Here is a 19897-nt window from a genome sequence, read left to right as displayed (position 1 = left end):
TCGGCCTCAGGACCCGCAGCCAATGAACAGAGCAAGACGCCGCCGCATCATCCGCACCCGACGAACCGTGACCGGGGTCGTGCTCGTCGGCGCGATCTCCTTTCTTGCCGGCATGACCGATGCGACCGGTCTTCTGCTGACCGGCGATTTCGTGTCCTTCATGACGGGCAACACGACGCGCGCCGCACTCGCCCTGAGCGACGGCAATCTCCATCACGCCGCTGTGCTGGTTTCGGCCATCCTCGTTTTCGTGCTCGGCAATGCGGCGGGTATCGTCATCTCGCACGTCTCTCAGCGCCGTATTTTCGTGGTGCTCGGCAGCGTCAGCCTCGTCCTGGCGATCGCGTCGATGCTAACCATGCGGGACATGCTGATGATGCGCTTCTACATGATTGTCTTCGCCATGGGCATGGTGAACGCGGCCGTCGAGCATATCGAAGGCCTGCCGATCGGCCTGACCTATGTGACCGGCGCCTTGTCGCGGTTCGGCCGCGGCATCGGCCGCTGGATCATCGGCGACCGCCGCCTCGAATGGACGATCCAGATCGTGCCCTGGGGCGGCATGGTCCTCGGTGCGATCGCCGGTGCCGTCCTGACGCGGCTGGTGGGCGCGCAGGCCCTGTGGCTGGTCTCCCTCTTCGCCATGGCATTGGCATTCGCCGCCATGCTCATCCCGCGGCCGCTGCAACGGCGCTTCAACCAGAAGATCGCGGCGCATCGCTCGGCCGTTGCCTCGGAGAAGTAGAACCGTCGCATTCCCGTCACCGGCGAATCGGATAGGAAGGATCGCCGTCCCATCCTCGAGGAGTAGGTCTTGTTCGTCGTCTCGAAGCTTGTCTGGGTTTTTGGTCAGCCGCTGTCGCTGGCATTCTTTCTCGTCTTCTTCGCCCTCGTCGCCGGCCTTTTCCGCTGGCGCATCCTGAGTGTCCTCAGCGCGACGGGCTCCGCCCTCATCCTCTTCGTCACGCTCTACACCACGGCCGGCAACCTGCTGATGCAGGATCTCGAACAGCGCTTCGCCAAGCCGGCCGATCCCGATAGCCTGCAATGCATGATCGTGCTCGGCGGCGCCTTCGAAAACGAGGTCAACACGGCGCGCCATGGCATAGAATTCAACGCCGGCGCCGATCGTTTCATCGAAGCCTTACGGCTCGCCCAGAAATTTCCGCAGTCGCGCATTCTGATCTCGGGCGGCGACGGCTCGCTCTCCGGCATCTATGAAGGCGATGCGGCCGCAGCCGAGCGCTTCTTCCCGCTCTTCGGCATCGGCAAGGATCGCCTGATCGAGGAGCGGCAATCGCGCACCACCTTCGAAAACGCCGTCAACACCAAGGAATTCCTGGCGAGCCAGGGGCTTGTCCATTGCCTGCTGATCACCTCGGGGTTCCATATGCCGCGCTCGGTCGGCATTTTTCGCAAGCTTGGAATCGACGTCGTGCCCTGGCCGACCGATTACCGCACCGATGGCGAGGTAAGGCCCGGCTTCGATTTCACCCAGCCGAACCTCAATGCCCAGAACATGGCGACGGCGATCCGCGAATGGTACGGCCTGGTCGGCTATTATCTCGCCGGCCGGACGTCGGAACTCTATCCGCGCTGAGCTATTTCTTCGAAATGGTGACGAATTTGGTGCCGCGCACCCGCGCCGTCACGATGCAGGGATCGCCCTCGGTGCGGTCGCAGAAACGCGGATGCATCTTCATCGCCAGCACCATGTTGCCGAAGCGCTGGACGAAGTCATAGCCGTAGATTTGCGCCGTCGCGATCATGAAATAACCGCCTTCGGCAACCTGCAGATAGAAGTTATAGGTGCAGCCGTCGTCGTTGCATTGCGGCCCCTTCTGTCCGTCGCAGGTCAGCAGGCCCTCGTTGACCACCGCGTCGATCAACCCGTCATTGTTGATGTCCTGCCTGGTAACGAAGCCGTCGGCGAATTCGGCCGTCTTGCACTGCTCCTGAAAGTGCTTCTTCTCGTAGATCTCCGGATCGGAGATCAGCGATTGCTGACCGAAGGCGGCAACGGGCATGGCAAGCAGCAGGACGATATTGAGAAGGGCGAGCACCAGGGGTTTCACGGCTTTCCTCTTTTGGATAAAGGCTCCCAATGCACGCCGCCCAAAAGTGTGCAGCGGTTTTGGGACAACGACATGCATCAAATAAAGACTTCGGCTTTATGGCCGCGCCGCCTTGCGCCGCCCTTGCCGCCGTGGTTCTTTCGGTGGATTTCTGCCGGTTCCGGGGTTCGCATGTCCTTGCTCGTCTATCTCGATTATGCCGGCATTGCGCTTTTCGCCGCCACCGGCGCGCTCGCCGCCTCGCGCAAGCAGCTGGACCTGATCGGCTTTCTGTTTTTCGCCATGGTGACGGGCACGGGCGGCGGGACCGTGCGCGATATCGTGCTCGGCCGCGTGCCGGTCTTCTGGGTGCTGAACCCTGCCTATATCCTTGTCTGCTGCGTCATGGGCGTCCTCGTTTTCTTCACCGCCCATCTGCTGGAATCGCGCTATCGCCTGCTGATTTGGCTGGATGCGATCGGTCTTGCCGCCTATTGCGTGCTCGGCGCCGCCAAGGGCCTTGCCGCAACCGGTTCGCCGACCATCGCGATCGTCACCGGCACGCTGACGGCGACCTTCGGCGGCATCCTGCGCGATCTGATGGCAAACGAGCCTTCCGTTCTGTTGCGGCCGGAAATCTATGTGACGGCCGCTCTCGTCGGCGCGAGCGTCTTCACGCTCGCCAATGCGCTGGAGATGCAGCTCTATCTGGCGTCTGCCTGCGGCGTCGTGGCGGCTTTTGCCGTGCGCGGCGGCGCCCTCTGGTTCGGCTGGACCTTCCCGACCTACAAGCACAAGCCCGGCCGGCATCCCGATGATGTCATGTGAGGCGGCTTTCAGTCAGCCTTGCTTCGCCCGCAGGCGGATCACCACGTCGACATGGGCGATCTCCATGCCTTCAGGCGGCTCCGGCAGATTGCCGATCGTCAGGTTGCTGACGGGAATATCCAGCACCTCGTTCTCGCCTTCGACGAAGAAATGGTGATGGTCGGAAACATTGGTGTCGAAATAGGTCTTGGCGCTCTCGACGGCGAGAACGCGGATAAGGCCGGCTTCGGTGAACTGGTGCAGCGTATTGTAGACGGTCGCGAGCGACACCGGCACGCCGGCGGCGACCGCCTCCTCGTGCAGTTCCTCGACGGTCAGATGCCGGTCGCCCTTGGCAAACAGGAGGTCGCCGAGCGCGACACGCTGGCGGGTAGGGCGCAGACCCGCGCCGCGCAGCCGTACCTCTATTGCGATCGGGGATGCACCCGTCATCAAGACCAACTCCGGTTATTCCTGCATAAAGCAATCATGTTTCTTCAAGCGGTATAACTTTTGCATCGCGGCCTTTCAATAGTTCAATGGGGACAGGAGCCTGATAAAGGCGGCAAAAACGGGCTTCTGACGCAAATAGGTCTGGTCGCGGCCCTAGCCTTCCTGTATGCGACCACCAAATAAAGGCGAGAGCCTAGTCCGGAACCATGAATGAAGCTGCCTTGCTCATGCTTCATTTTCTGAAGAACTTGGACTACACGTTCACATCCATCGGCTTCACGCGGGGGGAAAAAGAAACTTTATGACCACCAGACAGTCCAGCTTCTCGTACGAAGAACTCATCGCCTGCGCACATGGCGAGCTGTTCGGCCCCGGCAATGCGCAGCTTCCCCTGCCGCCCATGCTGATGGTTCACCGCATCACGGAAATTTCCGAAACGGGCGGAGCCTTCGACAAGGGGTATCTGCGCGCCGCATACGACGTACGCCCCGACGACTGGTATTTTCCCTGCCATTTCGAAGGCAACCCGATCATGCCGGGCTGCCTCGGCCTCGACGGCATGTGGCAGCTGACCGGCTTCTTCCTGGGCTGGCTCGGCGAGGAAGGCCGCGGCATGGCGCTTTCAACAGGCGAAGTGAAATTCAAGGGCATGGTGCGTCCGCACACGAAGCTGCTCGAATACGGCATCGACTTCAAACGCGTGATGCGCGGCCGGCTGGTGCTCGGCACCGCCGACGGCTGGCTGAAGGCGGACGGCGAAACCATTTATCAGGCGACCGACCTTCGCGTCGGTCTGTCGAAAGAAAAGACGGCCTGAACCGCATTTCGAGCGGCTGACGAAAACAACAAAGGTTTGATCAGATGAGACGGGTAGTTGTTACGGGTCTGGGTATCGTGTCCTCGATCGGAAACGACGCGGCCGAGGTCACCGAATCCTTGCGGCAGGCAAAGTCGGGTATTTCCTTCTCCAGCGATTTCGCGGAACACGGCTTCAAGTGCCAGGTTTGGGGCAGCCCCAAGCTCGGCGCCGCCGAGCTGGCTGAACTGGTGGACCGCCGCGCCATGCGCTTCCTGTCGCAAGGCGGCGCCTGGAACCATGTGGCCATGAAGCAGGCCCTTGCCGATTCCGGCCTGGAAGAAAAGGACTACGCGCAGAACGAGCGTGTCGGCATCATCATGGGTTCCGGCGGTCCGTCCACCCGCACGCTCATCGAGGCCGCCGATATCACCACGAAGAACAACAGCCCGAAGCGCATCGGTCCCTTTGCCGTGCCGAAGGCTATGTCCTCCACCGCATCCGCGACGCTCGCCACCTGGTTCAAGCTCCATGGCGTGAACTATTCGATCTCGTCGGCCTGCTCGACTTCGGCGCACTGCATCGGCAACGCGGCCGAGATGATCCAGTGGGGCAAGCAGGATATGGTGTTCGCCGGCGGCCACGAGGATCTCGACTGGACCATGTCCAATCTCTTCGACGCCATGGGCGCCATGTCGTCCAAATACAACGACACGCCCGACACAGCCTCGCGCGCGTATGACGCCAACCGCGACGGTTTCGTCATCGCCGGCGGCGCCGGTGTGCTGGTGCTCGAGGAGTTGGAGCACGCCAAGGCCCGCGGCGCCAAGATCTATGCCGAAATCGTCGGCTACGGCGCAACCTCGGATGGCTACGACATGGTCGCCCCCTCGGGCGAGGGCGCTGTCCGCTGCATGCGCCAGGCGCTTGCGACAGTCAAAGGCGACGTCGACTATATCAACACCCACGGCACGTCGACGCCGGTCGGCGACAGCAAGGAAATCGGCGCCATTCGCGAGGTCTTCGGATCCAAGATCCCGCATATCCAGTCGACCAAGTCGCTGACGGGCCATTCGCTCGGCGCCGCCGGCGTGCAGGAATCGATCTATTCCCTGCTGATGATGCAGCAAGGCTTCATCGGCGAAAGCGCCCATATCACCGAACTCGATCCCGAATTCGAAGGCGTGCCGATTGTGCGCAAGCGTATCGACGGTGCGAAGATCGATATCGCTCTTTCGAATTCCTTCGGCTTCGGCGGGACGAACGCCACGCTCGTCTTCCAGCGCTATAACGGATAATAATATGACTGGAATCATGCAGGGTAAGCGCGGCCTCATCATGGGCGTCGCAAACAACCATTCGATTGCCTGGGGAATTTCAAAAGCGCTCGCCGCACAGGGTGCGGAACTTGCCTTTACCTATCAGGGCGATGCGCTCGGCAAGCGCGTCAGGCCGCTTGCTTCCGAGGTCAATTCGGATTTCGTGCTGCCTTGCGATGTCGAGGATATTGCTTCCGTCGATGCCGTGGTCGACGCGCTCGGCGAGCGCTGGGGCAAGCTCGATTTCATCGTCCATGCCATCGGCTTCTCCGACAAGAACGAGCTGAAGGGCCTCTACGCCGATACGACGCGCGAGAATTTCAGCCGCACCATGGTCATTTCCTGTTTCTCCTTCACGGAGATCGCCAGGCGCTGCGCTCCGCTGATGGAAGACGGCGGCGCGATGCTGACGCTGACCTATAACGGCTCGACGCGCGTCATCCCGAACTACAACGTCATGGGCGTCGCCAAGGCGGCGCTCGAAGCTTCTGTGCGCTATCTCGCCGCCGATTACGGTCCGCGCGGCATCCGCGTCAACGGCATTTCCGCCGGCCCGATCCGCACGCTTGCCGGCGCCGGCATTTCGGATGCGCGCGCGATCCTCTCTTGGAACCAGCGCAATGCGCCGCTGCGCAAGACCGTGACGATCGACCAGGTCGGCAATTCGGCACTTTACCTGCTCTCCGACCTCTCCGCCGGCGTGACCGGCGAGATTCACTTCGTCGATGCCGGCTTCAACATCACCTCCATGCCGACGCTGGACACGCTGCGCAAGGCGGATGTCGAGTAAATCAGGCAGGTCATTCCGAAGGGGATGCGCATCATAATGCGCATCCCCTTGTTGTTTCTGCTCAAGGGAGCTATATTGCAACAGGATTTGGGGCGACTTGTGGAGCGAAACAGTCAGAAGATTATCGCCAGGTTGAAGCGGGAAGGCTTCGAAGTCGTTTCGATCAAAGGGTCACATCATAAGCTTCGAAGAGGCAATCAGACCGTCATCGTGCCCCACCCCAAGAAAGATCTGCCGATCGGCACCGCGCTCGCGATCGCAAAACAGGCCGGATGGCAAAGTGAGTGAGGAATCATGAAATATTTCATCGCCCTCGTGCACAAGGACAAGGACAGCGCTTTCGGCATCAGCTTTCCGGATCTGCCGTCGGTATTCTCCGCAGCAGATGAGGAGGAGGACCTCACCGCAAACGCCATCGAGGCTCTCCGTCTCTGGGCGGAGGATGAAGCTCTGCCGATGCCTTCGTCCTACGACGAGGTCAGTTCCAGGCCGGATATTCGTGAACAATTGGCTGCAGGTGCCTTTCTGACGCGTGTTCCCTTCATCGAAGACACGACACGCACCGTTCGAGCCAATGTCACCTTCGACAAAGGCATGCTTGATGCGATCGACAAGGCCGCAAAAGAGCGCGGCCTTACGCGTTCGGCTTTCCTTGCAAGTGCCGCCCGCAAAGAGATCGAGGCGGCCTGAGCTTATTTCTTCGCCCAAAGCACCTTGAAGCGGGCATTGCGGCAGGTTTCGCCGCATTCCCTGAAATTCGCGGCCAGAACCGGTTCGTAAGGCAGGCCGCGATTGGCGACGAGCATCAGGCGGCCGCCGCCGCGAAGGGCGGATGCGGCGGCCTTGATCATCGCCTGGCCGAGCGACGGCTCTGCCGCGTGGCCCTCATGGAAGGGCGGGTTCATGATGACGAGATCGTATTTGTCCTTGACCGGCTCGCCCGCCAGATCGTGCCAGAAGAAGCGCACAGGCGCGTTCGGGCAGTTTTCCGCCAGATTATCCTTCGCCGCCTCCAGGGATGCGTGGTTGGCCTCGTATAGGTCGAGGCGCGCGAGTCCGCGTGATCTCTCGGCCATCTCGACGGAGAGATAGCCCCATCCCGCGCCGAAATCGGCGACGTCGCCGATGAAGTCCTGCGGCAGGCGCGATGCGAGCAGTTCCGATCCGGCGTCGATCCGGTCGTGCGAGAACATGCCGGCGCTCGCATGGAAGCGGCCGTCGACCCGCACCGGCGCCTTCGCCAGCTTGGAGACGATCTCTCCGGTCTCTGCCGGCCGGCCGAACCAGAAGGCGACGCCGTGGTACTTCGGCATGTGGTCGATGGCGAGGCCGAAGCCTTCCATGCGCTTGCGCAGCGGCTGAATGCCGTCTTCCTTGGCGCCGGCGACGATGATCAGGCCGCCGGCCCGCGTGCGGGTGATCGCGGCGGCGAGGTTGGCCTCGTTCTCGCCCTTGTGTTTCGTGCAGAGCACCAGAGCGGCGTCATAATCCTCGCCGTCGATCTCAGGCATCGCTTCGATCCGCTGCGCCAGCAGCTGCCGATAGAGCGGACGGAAGCCCTGGACGGCGCTGAGCGAGGCTGCAAAGCCTTCGGGCAGCTGAAAGCCCGCCTCGGCGCCGAGGAAGAGCACGCGCTCGCCCTCGCCGGGCGCCTGGACTGTGCCGCTGGCAAAGGGATGGAACAGGGTCTTCAGCGTCTCGCGGCTCATGGATCTCGTCTCAACTTTGGATGCAAAAAGGGCGCGGAAGATTCCCGCGCCCGGAACTAAGTCTGCACATAAACTTTGCGAAAATCGAATTCGATTTCGAGCCCATGCGCGGGAAGGGCGGCTTATTCGGCCGCTTCTTCCTTCTTCTTCTCGTTCGGGATCTCCTGGCCGGTGGCCTGGTCGACGACCTTCATCGACAGGCGAACCTTGCCGCGCTCGTCGAAGCCAAGCAGCTTGACCCAGACCTTGTCGCCTTCCTTGACAACGTCCTGCGTCTTGGCAACACGTTCGGAAGCGAGCTGCGAGATATGGACGAGGCCGTCGCGGGCGCCGAAGAAGTTGACGAAGGCGCCGAAGTCGGCGGTCTTGACAACCGTGCCTTCGTAGATCTGGCCGATTTCAGGCTCGGCGACGATCGAGTGGATCCACTTGCGGGCCGCTTCGATCTCCTTGCCAGACGAGGAGGCGATCTTGACGGTGCCGTCGTCCTCGATATTGATCTTGGCGCCCGTCTTCTCGACGATTTCGCGGATGATCTTGCCGCCGGAGCCGATGACTTCGCGGATCTTGTCGACCGGAATGTTCATCACTTCGATGCGCGGAGCGAATTCGCCGAGCTCGCCGCGGCTTTCGGTGATGGCCTTGGACATTTCACCGAGAATGTGGGTGCGGCCGCCCTGGGCCTGGCTGAGCGCGACCTTCATGATCTCTTCGGTGATGCCGGCGATCTTGATGTCCATCTGCAGCGAGGTAATGCCGTCGGCCGTACCTGCAACCTTGAAGTCCATGTCGCCGAGGTGATCTTCGTCACCGAGAATGTCGGAGAGAACGGCGAAGCGATCGCCTTCAAGGATCAGACCCATGGCGATACCGGCAACCGGCTTGGCAAGCGGTACGCCGGCGTCCATCAGAGCGAGCGAGGTGCCGCAGACGGTTGCCATCGAGGACGAGCCGTTCGACTCGGTGATCTCGGAGACGACGCGCAGTGTGTAGGGGAACTGCTCAGCGGACGGCAGCATCGGACGGATGGCGCGCCAAGCGAGCTTGCCGTGGCCGATTTCGCGGCGGCCCGGGGAGCCCATGCGGCCGGTTTCGCCAACCGAGTAGGGCGGGAAGTTGTAGTGGAGCAGGAAGCGTTCCTTGTACATGCCCGTCAGGCTGTCGACATATTGTTCGTCTTCGCCGGTGCCGAGCGTGGCAACGACGATCGCCTGGGTTTCGCCGCGGGTGAACAGCGCCGAACCATGGGTGCGCGGCAGAAGCCCGACTTCCGAAACGATCGGACGAACGGTTTCGAGGTCGCGGCCGTCGATGCGGCTCTTGGTGTCGAGAATGTTCCAGCGGACGATCTTGGCCTGCAGGTGCTTGAAGATCGCGCCGACTTCCTCGGCCGTGTACCGGGCTTCGCCTTCCTCGGGGAGGAAGTGGGCCTTCACCTTCGCCTTGACGGCATCGACGGCGGCGTAGCGGTCTGCCTTCTGGGTGATCTTGTAGGCTTCGCGAAGTTCACCCTCGGCAAGGCCGAGCATCTCGGCTTCGAGCGCGGAATAGTCTTCCGGCTGGAAGTCGCGCGGCTCCTTGGCGGCGACCTCGGCGAGCTTGATGATCGCGTCGAGAACCGGCTGGAAGCCCCTATGGCCGAACATGACGGCGCCGAGCATGACGTCTTCGTTGAGTTCCTTGGCTTCGGATTCAACCATCAGCACGGCGTCGTAGGTGCCGGCGACGACGAGGTCGAGGCTCGACTCGTCCATCTCGTCGAGATGCGGGTTGAGAACATATTCGCCGTTGATGTAGCCGACGCGCGCGCCGCCGACCGGGCCCATGAAGGGAACGCCGGACAGCGTCAGGGCTGCCGAAGTGGCGACCATCGACAGGATGTCGGGGTTGTTTTCAAGGTCGTGCTGGATAACGGTGACGACGACCTGCGTGTCGTTCTTGTAGCCTTCGGGGAAGAGCGGGCGGATCGGGCGGTCAATCAGGCGTGAAACGAGGGTTTCGTTTTCGCTCGGGCGTCCCTCGCGCTTGAAATAGCCGCCGGGGATCTTGCCGGCTGCATAGGTCTTTTCCTGGTAGTTGACGGTGAGCGGGAAGAAGTCCTGGCCGGGCTTCGGCGCCTTGGCCGAAACGACGGTGGCAAGAACGACGGTCTCACCGTAGGTGGCGAGAACTGCGCCGTCGGCCTGACGGGCAATCTTGCCGGTTTCGAGCTTCAGCGGGCGGCCGGCCCACTCGATTTCCACTGAATGTGTATCGAACATGTCTTGTCCTTCAATGCGGGAGCACGCGCCGCCACCGATAGCAAGGCGCAGCGCACAGTCGACCGCAATCAATGTGACGTATCACGGGCAAGACAACGGGAGGCTTTTCATTTCAGATTTCGGAAACCTCGGTTCCCGGGAAATCTCAGCTTCTCAGAAAACGCGAGCTTTCGGAGAAACTGGGCCAAAGCCGCTAAGAACTTTGGCCGAAAGCATCCGGCAATCCTGCCCCATGACAGGTCAGCGGTTGGTTTGGCAGAACCGGCCCATCCGGGTCTGCCGGTCGTTCCACCGCTTGAGATAGGGCGCGGCTGGAACATTTCATCGGGAGCATCGTCCCGAAACAAAAGCCGGCGGACGCTCGGAAGCGCCCGCCGGACAATCTTAGCGGCGGATACCCAGGCTGGTGATCAGCTTGGAGTAGCGGCCTTCATCCTTCTTCTTGAGATAGTCAAGAAGCGAGCGGCGGCTCGAAACCATCGTCAGCAGGCCACGGCGGGAATGGTTATCCTTCTTGTGGTCCTTGAAGTGTTCGGTCAGGTTGTTGATGCGTTCGGTCAGGATCGCGACCTGAACTTCCGGCGAACCGGTGTCGCCTTCGGCGGTTGCGTATTCCTTGATCAGCGCAGCCTTGCGCTCAGCAGTGATCGACATCGGATGATCCTTTCTATGAGAGGAGATGAAGTCGCCAAAAGCCGGGATGCCGTCCAGCTTTGGCCGTGAATGCGAGCAGGCGTACCTGACGCTGGCGCTGCCTATAAACCAAATATCCGACGATGGAAAGGGGGATACCCGCAGCGGCCTTTAACGACCGGCCATGGCATCCCGGATCATCGCATCGTAGCCCTCGGGATCCTGCAGCATGGCGAAATGGCTGGCGTCTTTCAGGATGACCAGCTTCGCGCCCGGAATGTCTTTTGCCATCATCTCTGTATGGTCGAGCTTGACGGCCTCATCATGGTCGCCGATGGCAAGCGTGACCGGCACCGTGATCTTCCCAAGTTCCGCTGCCGTCCAGTTGGGCTGCGTCGCCCACATCTGCGAAATCTGGTTGACGAAGGCCTCGTATTCGTTGGGTGTCGGCGATAGCTTCCGATATTGCTCGCCGGCGACGGTGATGTAGTCGTTGAAAGTCTTGTTGTTCATGACGTCGGGCTTGACGCCATCCGTGGTCACATTGGCCGCCTGGGCAATGACCCGCGTCAGCTTTTCCGGGTATTTCATCGCCATGTCGATGCCGATGATGCCGCCGTCCGACCATCCCACAAGCGTCGCCTTGTCGATCTTCAGATAGTCGAGAAGGGCCACATAATCCGAGGTCATGAGATCATAGCCGAAAGGCTGCTGGCTGCGCGTCGAGCGGCCGTGACCGCGGCTGTCGGCGACAATGACGAGATGGTCTTTTGCGAACTCGGCGATCTGGTTGCCCCAGACACCGGTATTTCCAAGGCCGCCATGGATGAAGAGGATCGGCTCGCCCTCGCCATATTCGGCGTAATACATCTTGATGTCGTTCACATCGGCCATGCCGCTCGTTTTCGCCGCCGGCATCGCGGGAAAGGCCGGAAGCTCGGCCCAGCGCTCGGCGGAGCGAGCGCCGGCAACGGTCAGGAACAGCGAAAAGAACGTCAGCATTCCAACTGCGATTGCGCGCATAATTTTCCCCTCGGGCCGTTATGGCCCGAAAGGAAGATATCGCATCGCCATCGCATGACAATCGTCAGCTGTGCAGACTCAGGCGAAAACCCGCTTTGGGCGAAACTCGCCCTGGCCGATTTCGCCGATCGCGATCAGCCGGCCGCGGGCCGTCGCATAGGCTTCGCTTTCGGCAATCGGCGCATCGCGGCCGCGCACGAGGATCGGATTGCCCATCTTCAGCCGATGGGCCTGGTCGTCGTTGATGACGAGATGGGGGAGCGCCGAAAGCGCCTCGCATGTATCGATCAGCAGTGCGTCGAGGGCGGCGAGCCGCTCGTCCATGTCCTCGATCGCTTCAAGCGCTACGAGGTCTGCGAGCGGCACCATGGCCCCTTCCGCGAAGGGGGCGACGAAGGTGCGCCTGAGCCCTGATACATGGCCGTAGCAGCCGAGCTCCCGGCCGAAATCGCGGGCGAGCGCGCGCACATAGGTGCCCTTGCCGCATTCCACTTCGAAATGCGCCGTATTGGCATCGGGACAGGCAAGCAGCGTCAGGCGGAAGATTTCGACCTCGCGCGAGGGAATTTCGACGGCTTCGCCCTCGCGCGCCAGGTCATACGCGCGTTCGCCCGCTATCTTGATGGCGGAAAACTGCGGCGGCACCTGGCTGATCGTGCCGATATAGCTGGGCAAGATATCGCGGATCTGCTGTTCGCTGGGGCGCTTGTCCGAGCTTTGCGTGACCTCGCCTTCGAGATCGTCCGTCGCGCGCTCCTCGCCCCAGCTCACCGTGAATTCATAGATCTTGCGGCCGTCCATCACGTAGGGGACGGTCTTCGTCGCATCGCCGAGCGCGATCGGCAGCATGCCGGAGGCGAGCGGGTCGAGCGTGCCGGCATGGCCCGCCTTCTGGGCCTTGTAGAGCCACTTGATCTTGGAAACGGCTTCCGTCGAGCCGAAATCCACCGGCTTGTCGAGGATCAGCCAGCCGGAAATCGGCCGGCCCTTGGGTTTGCGTGGTTTGGACATGCGTCTCTTCTATTATTTTTCGTCGTTATCGCCGTCGAGGTCACGGCTCACCTCGGGCGAACGCAAGAGCTCGTCGATCTTCTTGTAATTGTCGAAGCTGGTATCGTCGCGGAAGCGCACCTCCGGCATGTATTTCATCTGCCGAAGCTGCGGCCCGAGCCGGCCGCGGATGAACTTGGCGTGGCGGTTCAATGCCTCGATGACGATGCTGTGGTCGGAAACGCCGAGCGGCGTCACATAGGCCGTAGCGATCTTCAGGTCGGGCGACATGCGCACTTCCGAAATCGAAATCACGGTCGCCTCGATGACGTCGTCGCGCACTTCGCCGCGCTGCAGCACCTGGGTGATCGCGGCGCGGACCTGTTCGCCAACGCGCAGCATGCGCTGCGAAGGCGCGGAAGAAGTTGGTCTGGTCATTGTTATCTCTATTTGCCGATGCGGCTGGGAATCGAACCCGTCAAAGGAGAGCGTCCATGACTCTTTTGGTTGAAAAGGTCAAGGCGGCCGACGCCAAAAGTCACGCGAGCAATCCTATTGGCTGCGGGCTTCGGCAAGTGCGTTGCGACATAACTCCGCAAAAGACGCAGCATCGGTTTCGCTCAAAAATGCGGATCGCGGAACAGCAACAAAGTACCCGACCACATGAGTTATAATAAAATGGCTCTTTGTTTCAATGAATTCCGAGACGGCGGCCCAATGCCACTCGCTTCTTACGTTTGGCAGTTCGTTGACGATTGTCTGTCTGCCTATCACTTGGGCGCGTGGGAGACTCATCTTGCTGCCGGGCGGCAACATGGAGCGGTTGTGGTATCGGTAGAAAAGTGGAAGCAGGAGATAGAGCGACAGCATCGTTGCAGAAAACAGCAAGAAGAAATAGTGCCCAAATAAAGCCTCGTCGATACCGGAGGGGCTGAGCTTGAAAATGATGCCGGCGATCAGAAGTGACGAAACTAGGAGCGTCGCAGAATAAAGTAGAATAAAGCAAAGCACAAAAATCTGCGTTGCAAACCTCCAGATTTTCGGCCGGTTCAATTGACGAAAGACATCCAGCGCCTGACGGGCAGCTATAGTGTCGCTCAGACTTGATTCGGATTCGAGATGCCAAAAGCCATCCACCAGTGTGGCGGATGGCTTTCTCATTAGTTTATTCTCGTATTGAGACATTCAACGATCAGAGCGTGCGCGTAATGTGTTCGACGCGGAAGCACTCGATGACGTCGCCGACGCGCATGTCCTCGTAGTTTTCGAAGGCCATGCCGCACTCCTGGCCCATCGGCACTTCGGAGACTTCGTCCTTGAAGCGCTTGAGGGTCTTGAGCTTGCCTTCGTGAACGACAACGTCGTTGCGGATGAGGCGCACGCCTGCTCCGCGCTCGACCTTGCCTTCGACGACGCGGCAGCCTGCGACCTTGCCGACCTTGGTGATGTTGAACACCTCCAAAATCTCGGCATTGCCGATGAAGGTTTCGCGCCGTTCCGGCGACAACAGGCCCGACATCGCTGCCTTCACGTCATCCACGAGATCGTAGATGATGTTGTAGTAGCGGATCTCGATGCCCTGGCGTTCGGCGAACTGGCGTGCCTGCGCATTGGCGCGAACGTTGAAGCCGATAATGGCCGCGTTCGAAGCTTCGGCGAGCGAAATATCCGACTCTGTGATGCCGCCTGCGCCGGAATGGACGATGCGGGCGCGGACTTCGTCGGTGCCGAGCTTCTCCAGCGCGCCGGCAATCGCTTCGATCGAACCCTGCACGTCGCCCTTGATGACGAGCGGGAATTCCTTGATGCCGGTGCTCTGCATCTGCGTCATCATCTGTTCCAGCGAACCGCGCTGACCCGACAGTCGGGCAGCCGCCTTGTCGCGGGCAAGACGCTGGCGGTATTCGGAGATTTCGCGGGCGCGGCTTTCGCTTTCGACGACGGCGAACTTGTCGCCCGCCTGCGGCGTGCCGGAAAGACCAAGCACCTCGACCGGAGTCGCGGGACCCGCTTCCTTCACATGATCGCCCTTGTCGGTGACCAGCGCGCGCACGCGGCCCCAGACGTCGCCGGCGACGATGATCTGGCCGGGGCGCAGCGTGCCCTTCTGGACGAGCACGGTGGCGACCGAGCCGCGGCCGCGGTCGAGCTGGGCTTCGATAACGGTGCCTTCCGCCGTCCGGTTCGGGTTGGCCTTGAGGTCGAGGATTTCGGCCTGCAGCAGGATCGCCTCGAGCAGCTTGTCGAGGTTCTTGCCTGTCTTGGCCGAGACTTCGACGTCGAGCACTTCACCACCCATGGATTCCACGAAGACTTCGTGCTGCAGCAGCTGGTTGCGCACCTTCTGCGGATCAGCCTCGTGCTTGTCGATCTTGTTGATCGCCACGATGATCGGAACATCGGCCGCTTTGGCATGGTTGATCGATTCGATCGTCTGCGGCATCACGCTGTCGTCAGCCGCGACCACGAGGATCGCGATATCGGTCGCCTGCGCACCGCGGGCACGCATCGCCGTAAAGGCAGCGTGGCCGGGAGTGTCGATGAAGGTGATCTTCTGGCCGTTCTGTTCCACCTGATAGGCGCCGATATGCTGCGTGATGCCGCCGGCTTCGCCGGAGACCACGTTGGCATGGCGGATGGCGTCGAGCAGCGAGGTCTTGCCGTGGTCGACGTGGCCCATGATGGTGACGACGGGCGGGCGCGAAACCAGTTCGCCCTCTTCGTCGGACAGGTTGAAGATGCCGAGCTCGACGTCGGATTCCGAGACGCGCTTGACTGTATGGCCGAATTCGCCGGCGATGAGTTCGGCGAGGTCGGCGTCGATGACGTCGCCCGGCTTCATCATCTGACCTTCCTTCATCAGGAACTTGATAACGTCGACGGCGCGTTCGGACATGCGCTGCGACAGTTCCTGAATGGTGATGGTTTCAGGCAGAACGACTTCGCGGGAGATCTTCTCGCGGGTTTCCTGCATCTGGCTGCGGCGGAACTTCTCCTGCCGGCGGCGCATCGCCGAAAGCGAACGGCTGCGGCCGGCGTCTTCGCCGTCCACGTCAGCGGTGGTGATCGTCAGCTTGCCGCGACGACGCTCTTCGTCCGTTTTCGGACGCGTCGTAACCGGCTTTGCGGGTTCCGGACGGACGACACGGCCACGAGCCGGACCGCCGCGTGCGCCGCCGCGATCATCGTCGCCGTCTTCATTGCGACGGCCGCGGACGCCTGCCGGCGCCGCAGCGCCGGGGGCCGGACGGGCGGCAGCAGGTGCTGCGCCGTCGGGCCGGCGGGCAGCTGGGGCCGATGATGCCGGCCGCGGCGTGCTCGCAGGGGCTTCAGCCGCAACCGGAGCCGGTGCCGCCGGTTCGGCGACGGCAGGAGCCTCAGCCTGTCGGGCAGCCTCTTCGGCCGCCCTGCGGGCGGCTTCCTCGGCCTCGGCCGCCTTGCGGATGGCCTCTTCAGCGGCGCGGCGCTTTTCTTCCTCGGCGCGGCGGATCGCATCCTGGGCGTCACGCGCCTGGGATTCGGCGAGCGCACGGCGACGGGCGTCCATCTCTTCCGGCGACAGGTGGTTCAGCACGACAGGGCGCGGACGGTCGTTCGAGCGCGGCTGCTGATAGGACTGCTGCGGACGCTGGTTGGTCTGGCTGCCGCCCGGCTGGTGAACGCGCGGCGCCGGCGTCGGCTGCTGCGGACGTGCCTGTGCCGGCGCGGGTGCCGGTTCGGCGGCGCGGACCGGGGCCACGGGGGCGGCGGGCGTGATCGGCTTTTCGTCTTCCGGGCGCATCGGACGCCGCTTGCGGGTCTCGACGACGACCGCCTTGGTGCGACCGCGACCCATATCCTGGCGAACGGTGCCCTGGCTCATCCCCGATGGTTTCAGGGTAAGCGTCTTCTTGCCCGTTACGCTGAGTGTCTTGTCGTCATTGCTATCGGTCATTCGTTCCCGTTCCTTCGGACAGGGAGCGATGACTAGATCAGACCCTGTCGTTCAAATACTGTCGATCAATGAGAATAGGACCGGCCGATGCCGGTGACCTTCTCATTGCTTTTGCCGGCCAGCGCCGCCCGCTGCCCGGGACTGACCGCCAATACGGTACTGTTCGAGCATCTTTGCGCGCTTCACTACACCCTCACCCGCCTGCCCTGCAAGCACTGCGGCATGGATAAAAGCATTCTGGCCCATCAGGCCTTCCATTTCGCTCTCCGAGAAGAGACGGAAGGAAGGTATCTCCTCCTCGGTCTCCATTCCGAGGTGCCAGGCCTTGCGGGCCTGGTCGATCTTCCGGACGCCGTCGTCCGCTGCATCAGTCGCATGGAACACCGCAAGCGCTGCTCCGCTTCTCACCGCGGCATCCACTTTCGAGGAGCCGCTGACGAACTGGCCGGCTTTGCGCGCCATGTTCATCATCTGCATCAATTGCGCCGCCAGCAGCCGGTCGACGCTCGCGCCGAGATCGTCTGCTGCCTTCGCGTCGCTCTTCAGCGCGCGGGCGAAGAGCTTCTTCGCCACCGCTTTGTCGACCAGCGACCGGTCGGCTTTCACCCAGCATCCGCGTCCCGGAAGCTCGCGCTTCAGGTCGGCGACGACGGTTCCGTCGGGAGCCGCGACGAAGCGGATCAGCTCATCCGGCGATCCGCTTTCACGCGTCACGATGCACATGCGTCCGTTCACGTCATAACCTGCAAGATCGTCCTCCTCAGGGAGAGCGTCCGGCTCATGCGCGGTCATCATGCTTCCTGTTCGGCTTCGGTGACCTCTTCCTCGGTCCCCTTTGCCAGGTCCTCTTCGGTGATCCAGCCGGCTGCAAGGCGGGCCTGGACGATCATCTGTTCGGCTTCGACGCGCGAGACGTCGAACTTCGAGAACAGGCCCTCGAACTTCTTCGTTTCGCCGTTCTTGCGCTCCGTCCAGCCGACGAGATCATCGGCGGCGCAACCGGCGAAGTCCTCGATCGTCTTGATGCCGTCTTCACCAAGCGCCACCATCATCTGGGCGGTCATGCCGTCGATCCCGCGCAGCTCGTCCTCAACGCCGAGCGCCTTACGCTTCTCGTCCATCTCGGCTTCGAGCTTCTCGAGATATTCGCGGGCGCGGGTCTGGATTTCCTGAGCCGTATCCTCGTCAAAACCATCGATCGAGGAAATTTCGTCGAGATCGACATAAGCGAGTTCCTCGACGGCGGCAAAGCCTTCCGACGCCAGAACCTGACCGACCATTTCGTCGACGTCGAGCGAGTCCATGAACAGGTTGGTGCGCTCGTTGAATTCCTTCTGACGGCGCTCCGATTCCTCGGCCTCCGTCATGATATCGATGTCCCAGCCGGTCAGCTGCGAGGCGAGGCGGACGTTCTGGCCGCGGCGGCCGATCGCAAGCGACAGCTGCTCGTCCGGAACGACGACTTCGATGCGCTCTGCATCCTCGTCGAGAACGACCTTGGCGACTTCGGCCGGCTGCAGGGCGTTGACGACGAAGGTCGCCGGGTCCTGGCTCCAGGGAATGATGTCGATCTTCTCGCCCTGAAGCTCGCCGACGACGGCCTGGACGCGCGAACCGCGCATACCGACGCAGGCGCCGACCGGATCGATCGACGAATCGTTCGAGATCACGGCGATCTTGGCGCGCGAGCCCGGATCGCGGGCAACCGACTTCACCTGGATGATGCCGTCGTAAATTTCAGGCACTTCCATGGTGAAGAGCTTCACCATGAACTGCGGATGCGTTCGCGACAGGAAGATCTGCGGACCGCGCTGCTCGCGGCGGACGTCGTAGACATAGGCGCGGACGCGATCGCCATAGCGCACGTTCTCGCGCGGGATCATTTCGTCGCGGCGGATGATGCCTTCGCCGCGGCCGAGGTCAACAATGACGTTGCCGTATTCGACGCGCTTGACGGTGCCGTTGACGATTTCGCCGACGCGGTCCTTGAATTCGTCGAACTGGCGGTCGCGCTCGGCTTCACGCACCTTCTGCACGATCACCTGCTTGGCGGACTGTGCGGCGATGCGGCCGAAATCCATCGGCGGCAGCGGATCGGCGATGAAATCACCGAGTGCGGCGTCCGGGTTGCGGTCGCGGGCGAGTTCCAGCGGGATCTGCGTCGAATAATCCTCGGCCTTGTCGACGACTTCGAGCAGGCGCTGCAGCCGGATTTCGCCGGTCTTCGGATTGATGTCGGCCCGGATGTTGGATTCGGTGCCGTAACGCGAGCGTGCCGCCTTCTGAATGGCATCGGCCATTGCGGCAAGCACGATCTCGCGGTCGATGACCTTTTCGCGCGCCACTGCATCTGCGATCTGCAGAAGTTCGAGCCGGTTCGCACTGACTGCCATTGTCTTGTTTCTCCGTCTTTACTCCCGGGTTCCCGTCCCTGGAGCGGTCTGTTGATCGGTTATTCCTGCTCGTCCGCTTCGTTCTGGTTGGCGGCCTGCGCTTTCGCCAGCTTGTCGGCGCGCAGCGCATCGCGGATCAGATCGTCGGTCAGAATGAGTTTCGCGTCGCTGAGCGCCGTGAAAGGAATGGTGACGTTCAGCTCTTCTCCGTAGGCAACCTGGTCACGCTCGAGCGTGAAACCATCTGCGTCGGCTTCGACGATCTTGCCGCGGAAGCGCTTGCGGTTGCCGATCATGATCGACGTCTCGCATTTCACCAGGTGACCTTGCCAGCGAACGAAATCGGATTTCCGCACCATCGGACGGTCGATGCCGGGCGAAGACACTTCGAGATGATACTCTTTATCGATCGGATCTTCCACATCGAGCACGGGAGAAATCGCCATCGAGACTTCTTCGCAGTCCTCGACGGTCATCGTGCCGTCGTTGCGTTCGGCCATGACCTGCATCGTCATGCCGTTCTGGTTCAGCATGCGCACACGGATCAGCCGGAAACCCATCCCGATGAGAACGGGTTCGATGATATCGGCAAGACGCTGGTCAAGCCCGGTTTCGGTAATCAGCCGCGGCTCAAATTCGTTGTCTGCGTTCGTCATGTCCGACAAGCGGTGCGCTCCTCGCAATTTCTGCTGTTCAGGCGATCGAGCTAATAAAAAAGAGCGGGTCCTTGCGGCC

General features: G+C 61.7%; 21 protein-coding genes. 8 read left to right on the top strand and 13 right to left on the bottom strand.

The features are described 5' to 3' along the window. The first annotated feature begins 22 nt into the window (after positions 1-22). Together ATY77_RS06705 and ATY77_RS06700 are read left to right on the top strand one after the other, a co-directional pair. Positions 23-745, top strand: coding sequence for a YoaK family protein (locus ATY77_RS06705; RefSeq protein ID WP_088686645.1), 723 nt, complete (start codon positions 23-25; stop codon positions 743-745). 69 nt (positions 746-814) lie between these two features. Continuing rightward, positions 815-1600: a YdcF family protein gene (locus tag ATY77_RS06700; protein ID WP_088686644.1), complete on the top strand. Its 786-nt coding sequence runs from the start codon at positions 815-817 to the stop codon at positions 1598-1600. A 1-nt stretch (position 1601) separates the two neighbouring features. On the opposite strand, the gene ATY77_RS06695 is transcribed toward ATY77_RS06700, so the two are convergent. Next, the gene (locus ATY77_RS06695) at positions 1602-2075 is read right to left on the bottom strand and encodes a hypothetical protein (protein ID WP_088686643.1); all 474 of its coding nucleotides are present in this window, start codon (positions 2073-2075) and stop codon (positions 1602-1604) included. A gap of 171 nt (positions 2076-2246) precedes the next feature. On the opposite strand from ATY77_RS06695, the gene ATY77_RS06690 reads away from it, so the two are divergent. Continuing rightward, on the top strand, positions 2247-2882 hold the full coding sequence (locus ATY77_RS06690; protein ID WP_088676394.1) for a trimeric intracellular cation channel family protein: 636 nt from the start codon (positions 2247-2249) through the stop codon (positions 2880-2882). 12 nt (positions 2883-2894) lie between these two features. Here the strand turns inward: ATY77_RS06690 and irrA are convergent, their stop codons facing one another. Beyond that, positions 2895-3314, bottom strand: a complete 420-nt coding sequence (irrA, locus tag ATY77_RS06685) for an iron response transcriptional regulator IrrA (protein ID WP_088686700.1) — start codon at positions 3312-3314, stop codon at positions 2895-2897. Between the two features lie 301 nt (positions 3315-3615). Here irrA and fabA point away from each other — a divergent pair, with 301 nt between their 5' ends. The 5 genes from fabA to ATY77_RS06660 all read left to right on the top strand — a co-directional run bounded on the left by fabA (position 3616) and on the right by ATY77_RS06660 (position 6909). Beyond that, the gene (fabA, locus tag ATY77_RS06680) at positions 3616-4131 is read left to right on the top strand and encodes a 3-hydroxyacyl-[acyl-carrier-protein] dehydratase FabA (RefSeq protein WP_088676395.1); all 516 of its coding nucleotides are present in this window, start codon (positions 3616-3618) and stop codon (positions 4129-4131) included. Positions 4132-4175: 44 nt separating this feature from the next. Next, positions 4176-5408, top strand: coding sequence for a beta-ketoacyl-ACP synthase I (gene fabB, locus ATY77_RS06675; protein ID WP_088686642.1), 1233 nt, complete (start codon positions 4176-4178; stop codon positions 5406-5408). 4 nt (positions 5409-5412) lie between these two features. Then, positions 5413-6219: an enoyl-ACP reductase FabI gene (gene fabI / locus ATY77_RS06670; RefSeq protein WP_088676397.1), complete on the top strand. Its 807-nt coding sequence runs from the start codon at positions 5413-5415 to the stop codon at positions 6217-6219. A gap of 99 nt (positions 6220-6318) precedes the next feature. Beyond that, complete coding sequence (locus ATY77_RS06665) at positions 6319-6507, top strand: type II toxin-antitoxin system HicA family toxin (protein ID WP_088686699.1); 189 nt, start codon at positions 6319-6321, stop codon at positions 6505-6507. Positions 6508-6513: 6 nt separating this feature from the next. Then, complete coding sequence (locus tag ATY77_RS06660; protein ID WP_088686641.1) at positions 6514-6909, top strand: type II toxin-antitoxin system HicB family antitoxin; 396 nt, start codon at positions 6514-6516, stop codon at positions 6907-6909. Between the two features lie 2 nt (positions 6910-6911). Here ATY77_RS06660 and ATY77_RS06655 read toward each other — a convergent pair whose 3' ends face one another. The 11 genes from ATY77_RS06655 to rimP all read right to left on the bottom strand — a co-directional run bounded on the left by ATY77_RS06655 (position 6912) and on the right by rimP (position 19827). Next, positions 6912-7928 (bottom strand): class I SAM-dependent methyltransferase, encoded by a 1017-nt coding sequence (locus ATY77_RS06655; protein ID WP_088686640.1) that lies wholly within the window; start codon positions 7926-7928, stop codon positions 6912-6914. Between the two features lie 122 nt (positions 7929-8050). Next, complete coding sequence (gene pnp / locus ATY77_RS06650) at positions 8051-10189, bottom strand: polyribonucleotide nucleotidyltransferase (RefSeq protein ID WP_088686639.1); 2139 nt, start codon at positions 10187-10189, stop codon at positions 8051-8053. A gap of 384 nt (positions 10190-10573) precedes the next feature. Next, on the bottom strand, positions 10574-10843 hold the full coding sequence (gene rpsO / locus ATY77_RS06645; protein WP_064693303.1) for a 30S ribosomal protein S15: 270 nt from the start codon (positions 10841-10843) through the stop codon (positions 10574-10576). 150 nt (positions 10844-10993) lie between these two features. Beyond that, on the bottom strand, positions 10994-11845 hold the full coding sequence (locus tag ATY77_RS06640) for an alpha/beta hydrolase (protein WP_088686638.1): 852 nt from the start codon (positions 11843-11845) through the stop codon (positions 10994-10996). Between the two features lie 78 nt (positions 11846-11923). Then, a complete protein-coding gene (truB, locus tag ATY77_RS06635; protein WP_088686637.1) occupies positions 11924-12856 on the bottom strand; it encodes a tRNA pseudouridine(55) synthase TruB in 933 nt (310 codons plus the stop codon). A 12-nt stretch (positions 12857-12868) separates the two neighbouring features. After that, entirely contained in the window at positions 12869-13273 is a 405-nt protein-coding gene (gene rbfA / locus ATY77_RS06630; RefSeq protein WP_088676402.1) for a 30S ribosome-binding factor RbfA, read from the bottom strand. Positions 13274-13387: 114 nt separating this feature from the next. Further along, positions 13388-13996: a YcxB family protein gene (locus ATY77_RS06625; protein WP_088686636.1), complete on the bottom strand. Its 609-nt coding sequence runs from the start codon at positions 13994-13996 to the stop codon at positions 13388-13390. 31 nt (positions 13997-14027) lie between these two features. Next, the gene (gene infB, locus ATY77_RS06620) at positions 14028-16769 is read right to left on the bottom strand and encodes a translation initiation factor IF-2 (protein WP_088676404.1); all 2742 of its coding nucleotides are present in this window, start codon (positions 16767-16769) and stop codon (positions 14028-14030) included. Positions 16770-16871: 102 nt separating this feature from the next. After that, the gene (locus tag ATY77_RS06615; RefSeq protein WP_190233700.1) at positions 16872-17564 is read right to left on the bottom strand and encodes an RNA-binding protein; all 693 of its coding nucleotides are present in this window, start codon (positions 17562-17564) and stop codon (positions 16872-16874) included. Then, positions 17561-19162 (bottom strand): transcription termination factor NusA, encoded by a 1602-nt coding sequence (gene nusA / locus ATY77_RS06610; RefSeq protein ID WP_088676405.1) that lies wholly within the window; start codon positions 19160-19162, stop codon positions 17561-17563. Before nusA ends, ATY77_RS06615 begins: the two co-directional genes overlap by 4 nt. A gap of 59 nt (positions 19163-19221) precedes the next feature. After that, entirely contained in the window at positions 19222-19827 is a 606-nt protein-coding gene (gene rimP / locus ATY77_RS06605) for a ribosome maturation factor RimP (RefSeq protein WP_088676406.1), read from the bottom strand. Positions 19828-19897 lie beyond the last annotated feature (70 nt).

It is taken from the genome of Rhizobium sp. R634, from assembly GCF_002211305.1.
Classification (GTDB): Bacteria; Pseudomonadota; Alphaproteobacteria; order Rhizobiales; family Rhizobiaceae; genus Rhizobium.
This window is presented reverse-complemented; position numbering and strand designations above follow the sequence as displayed.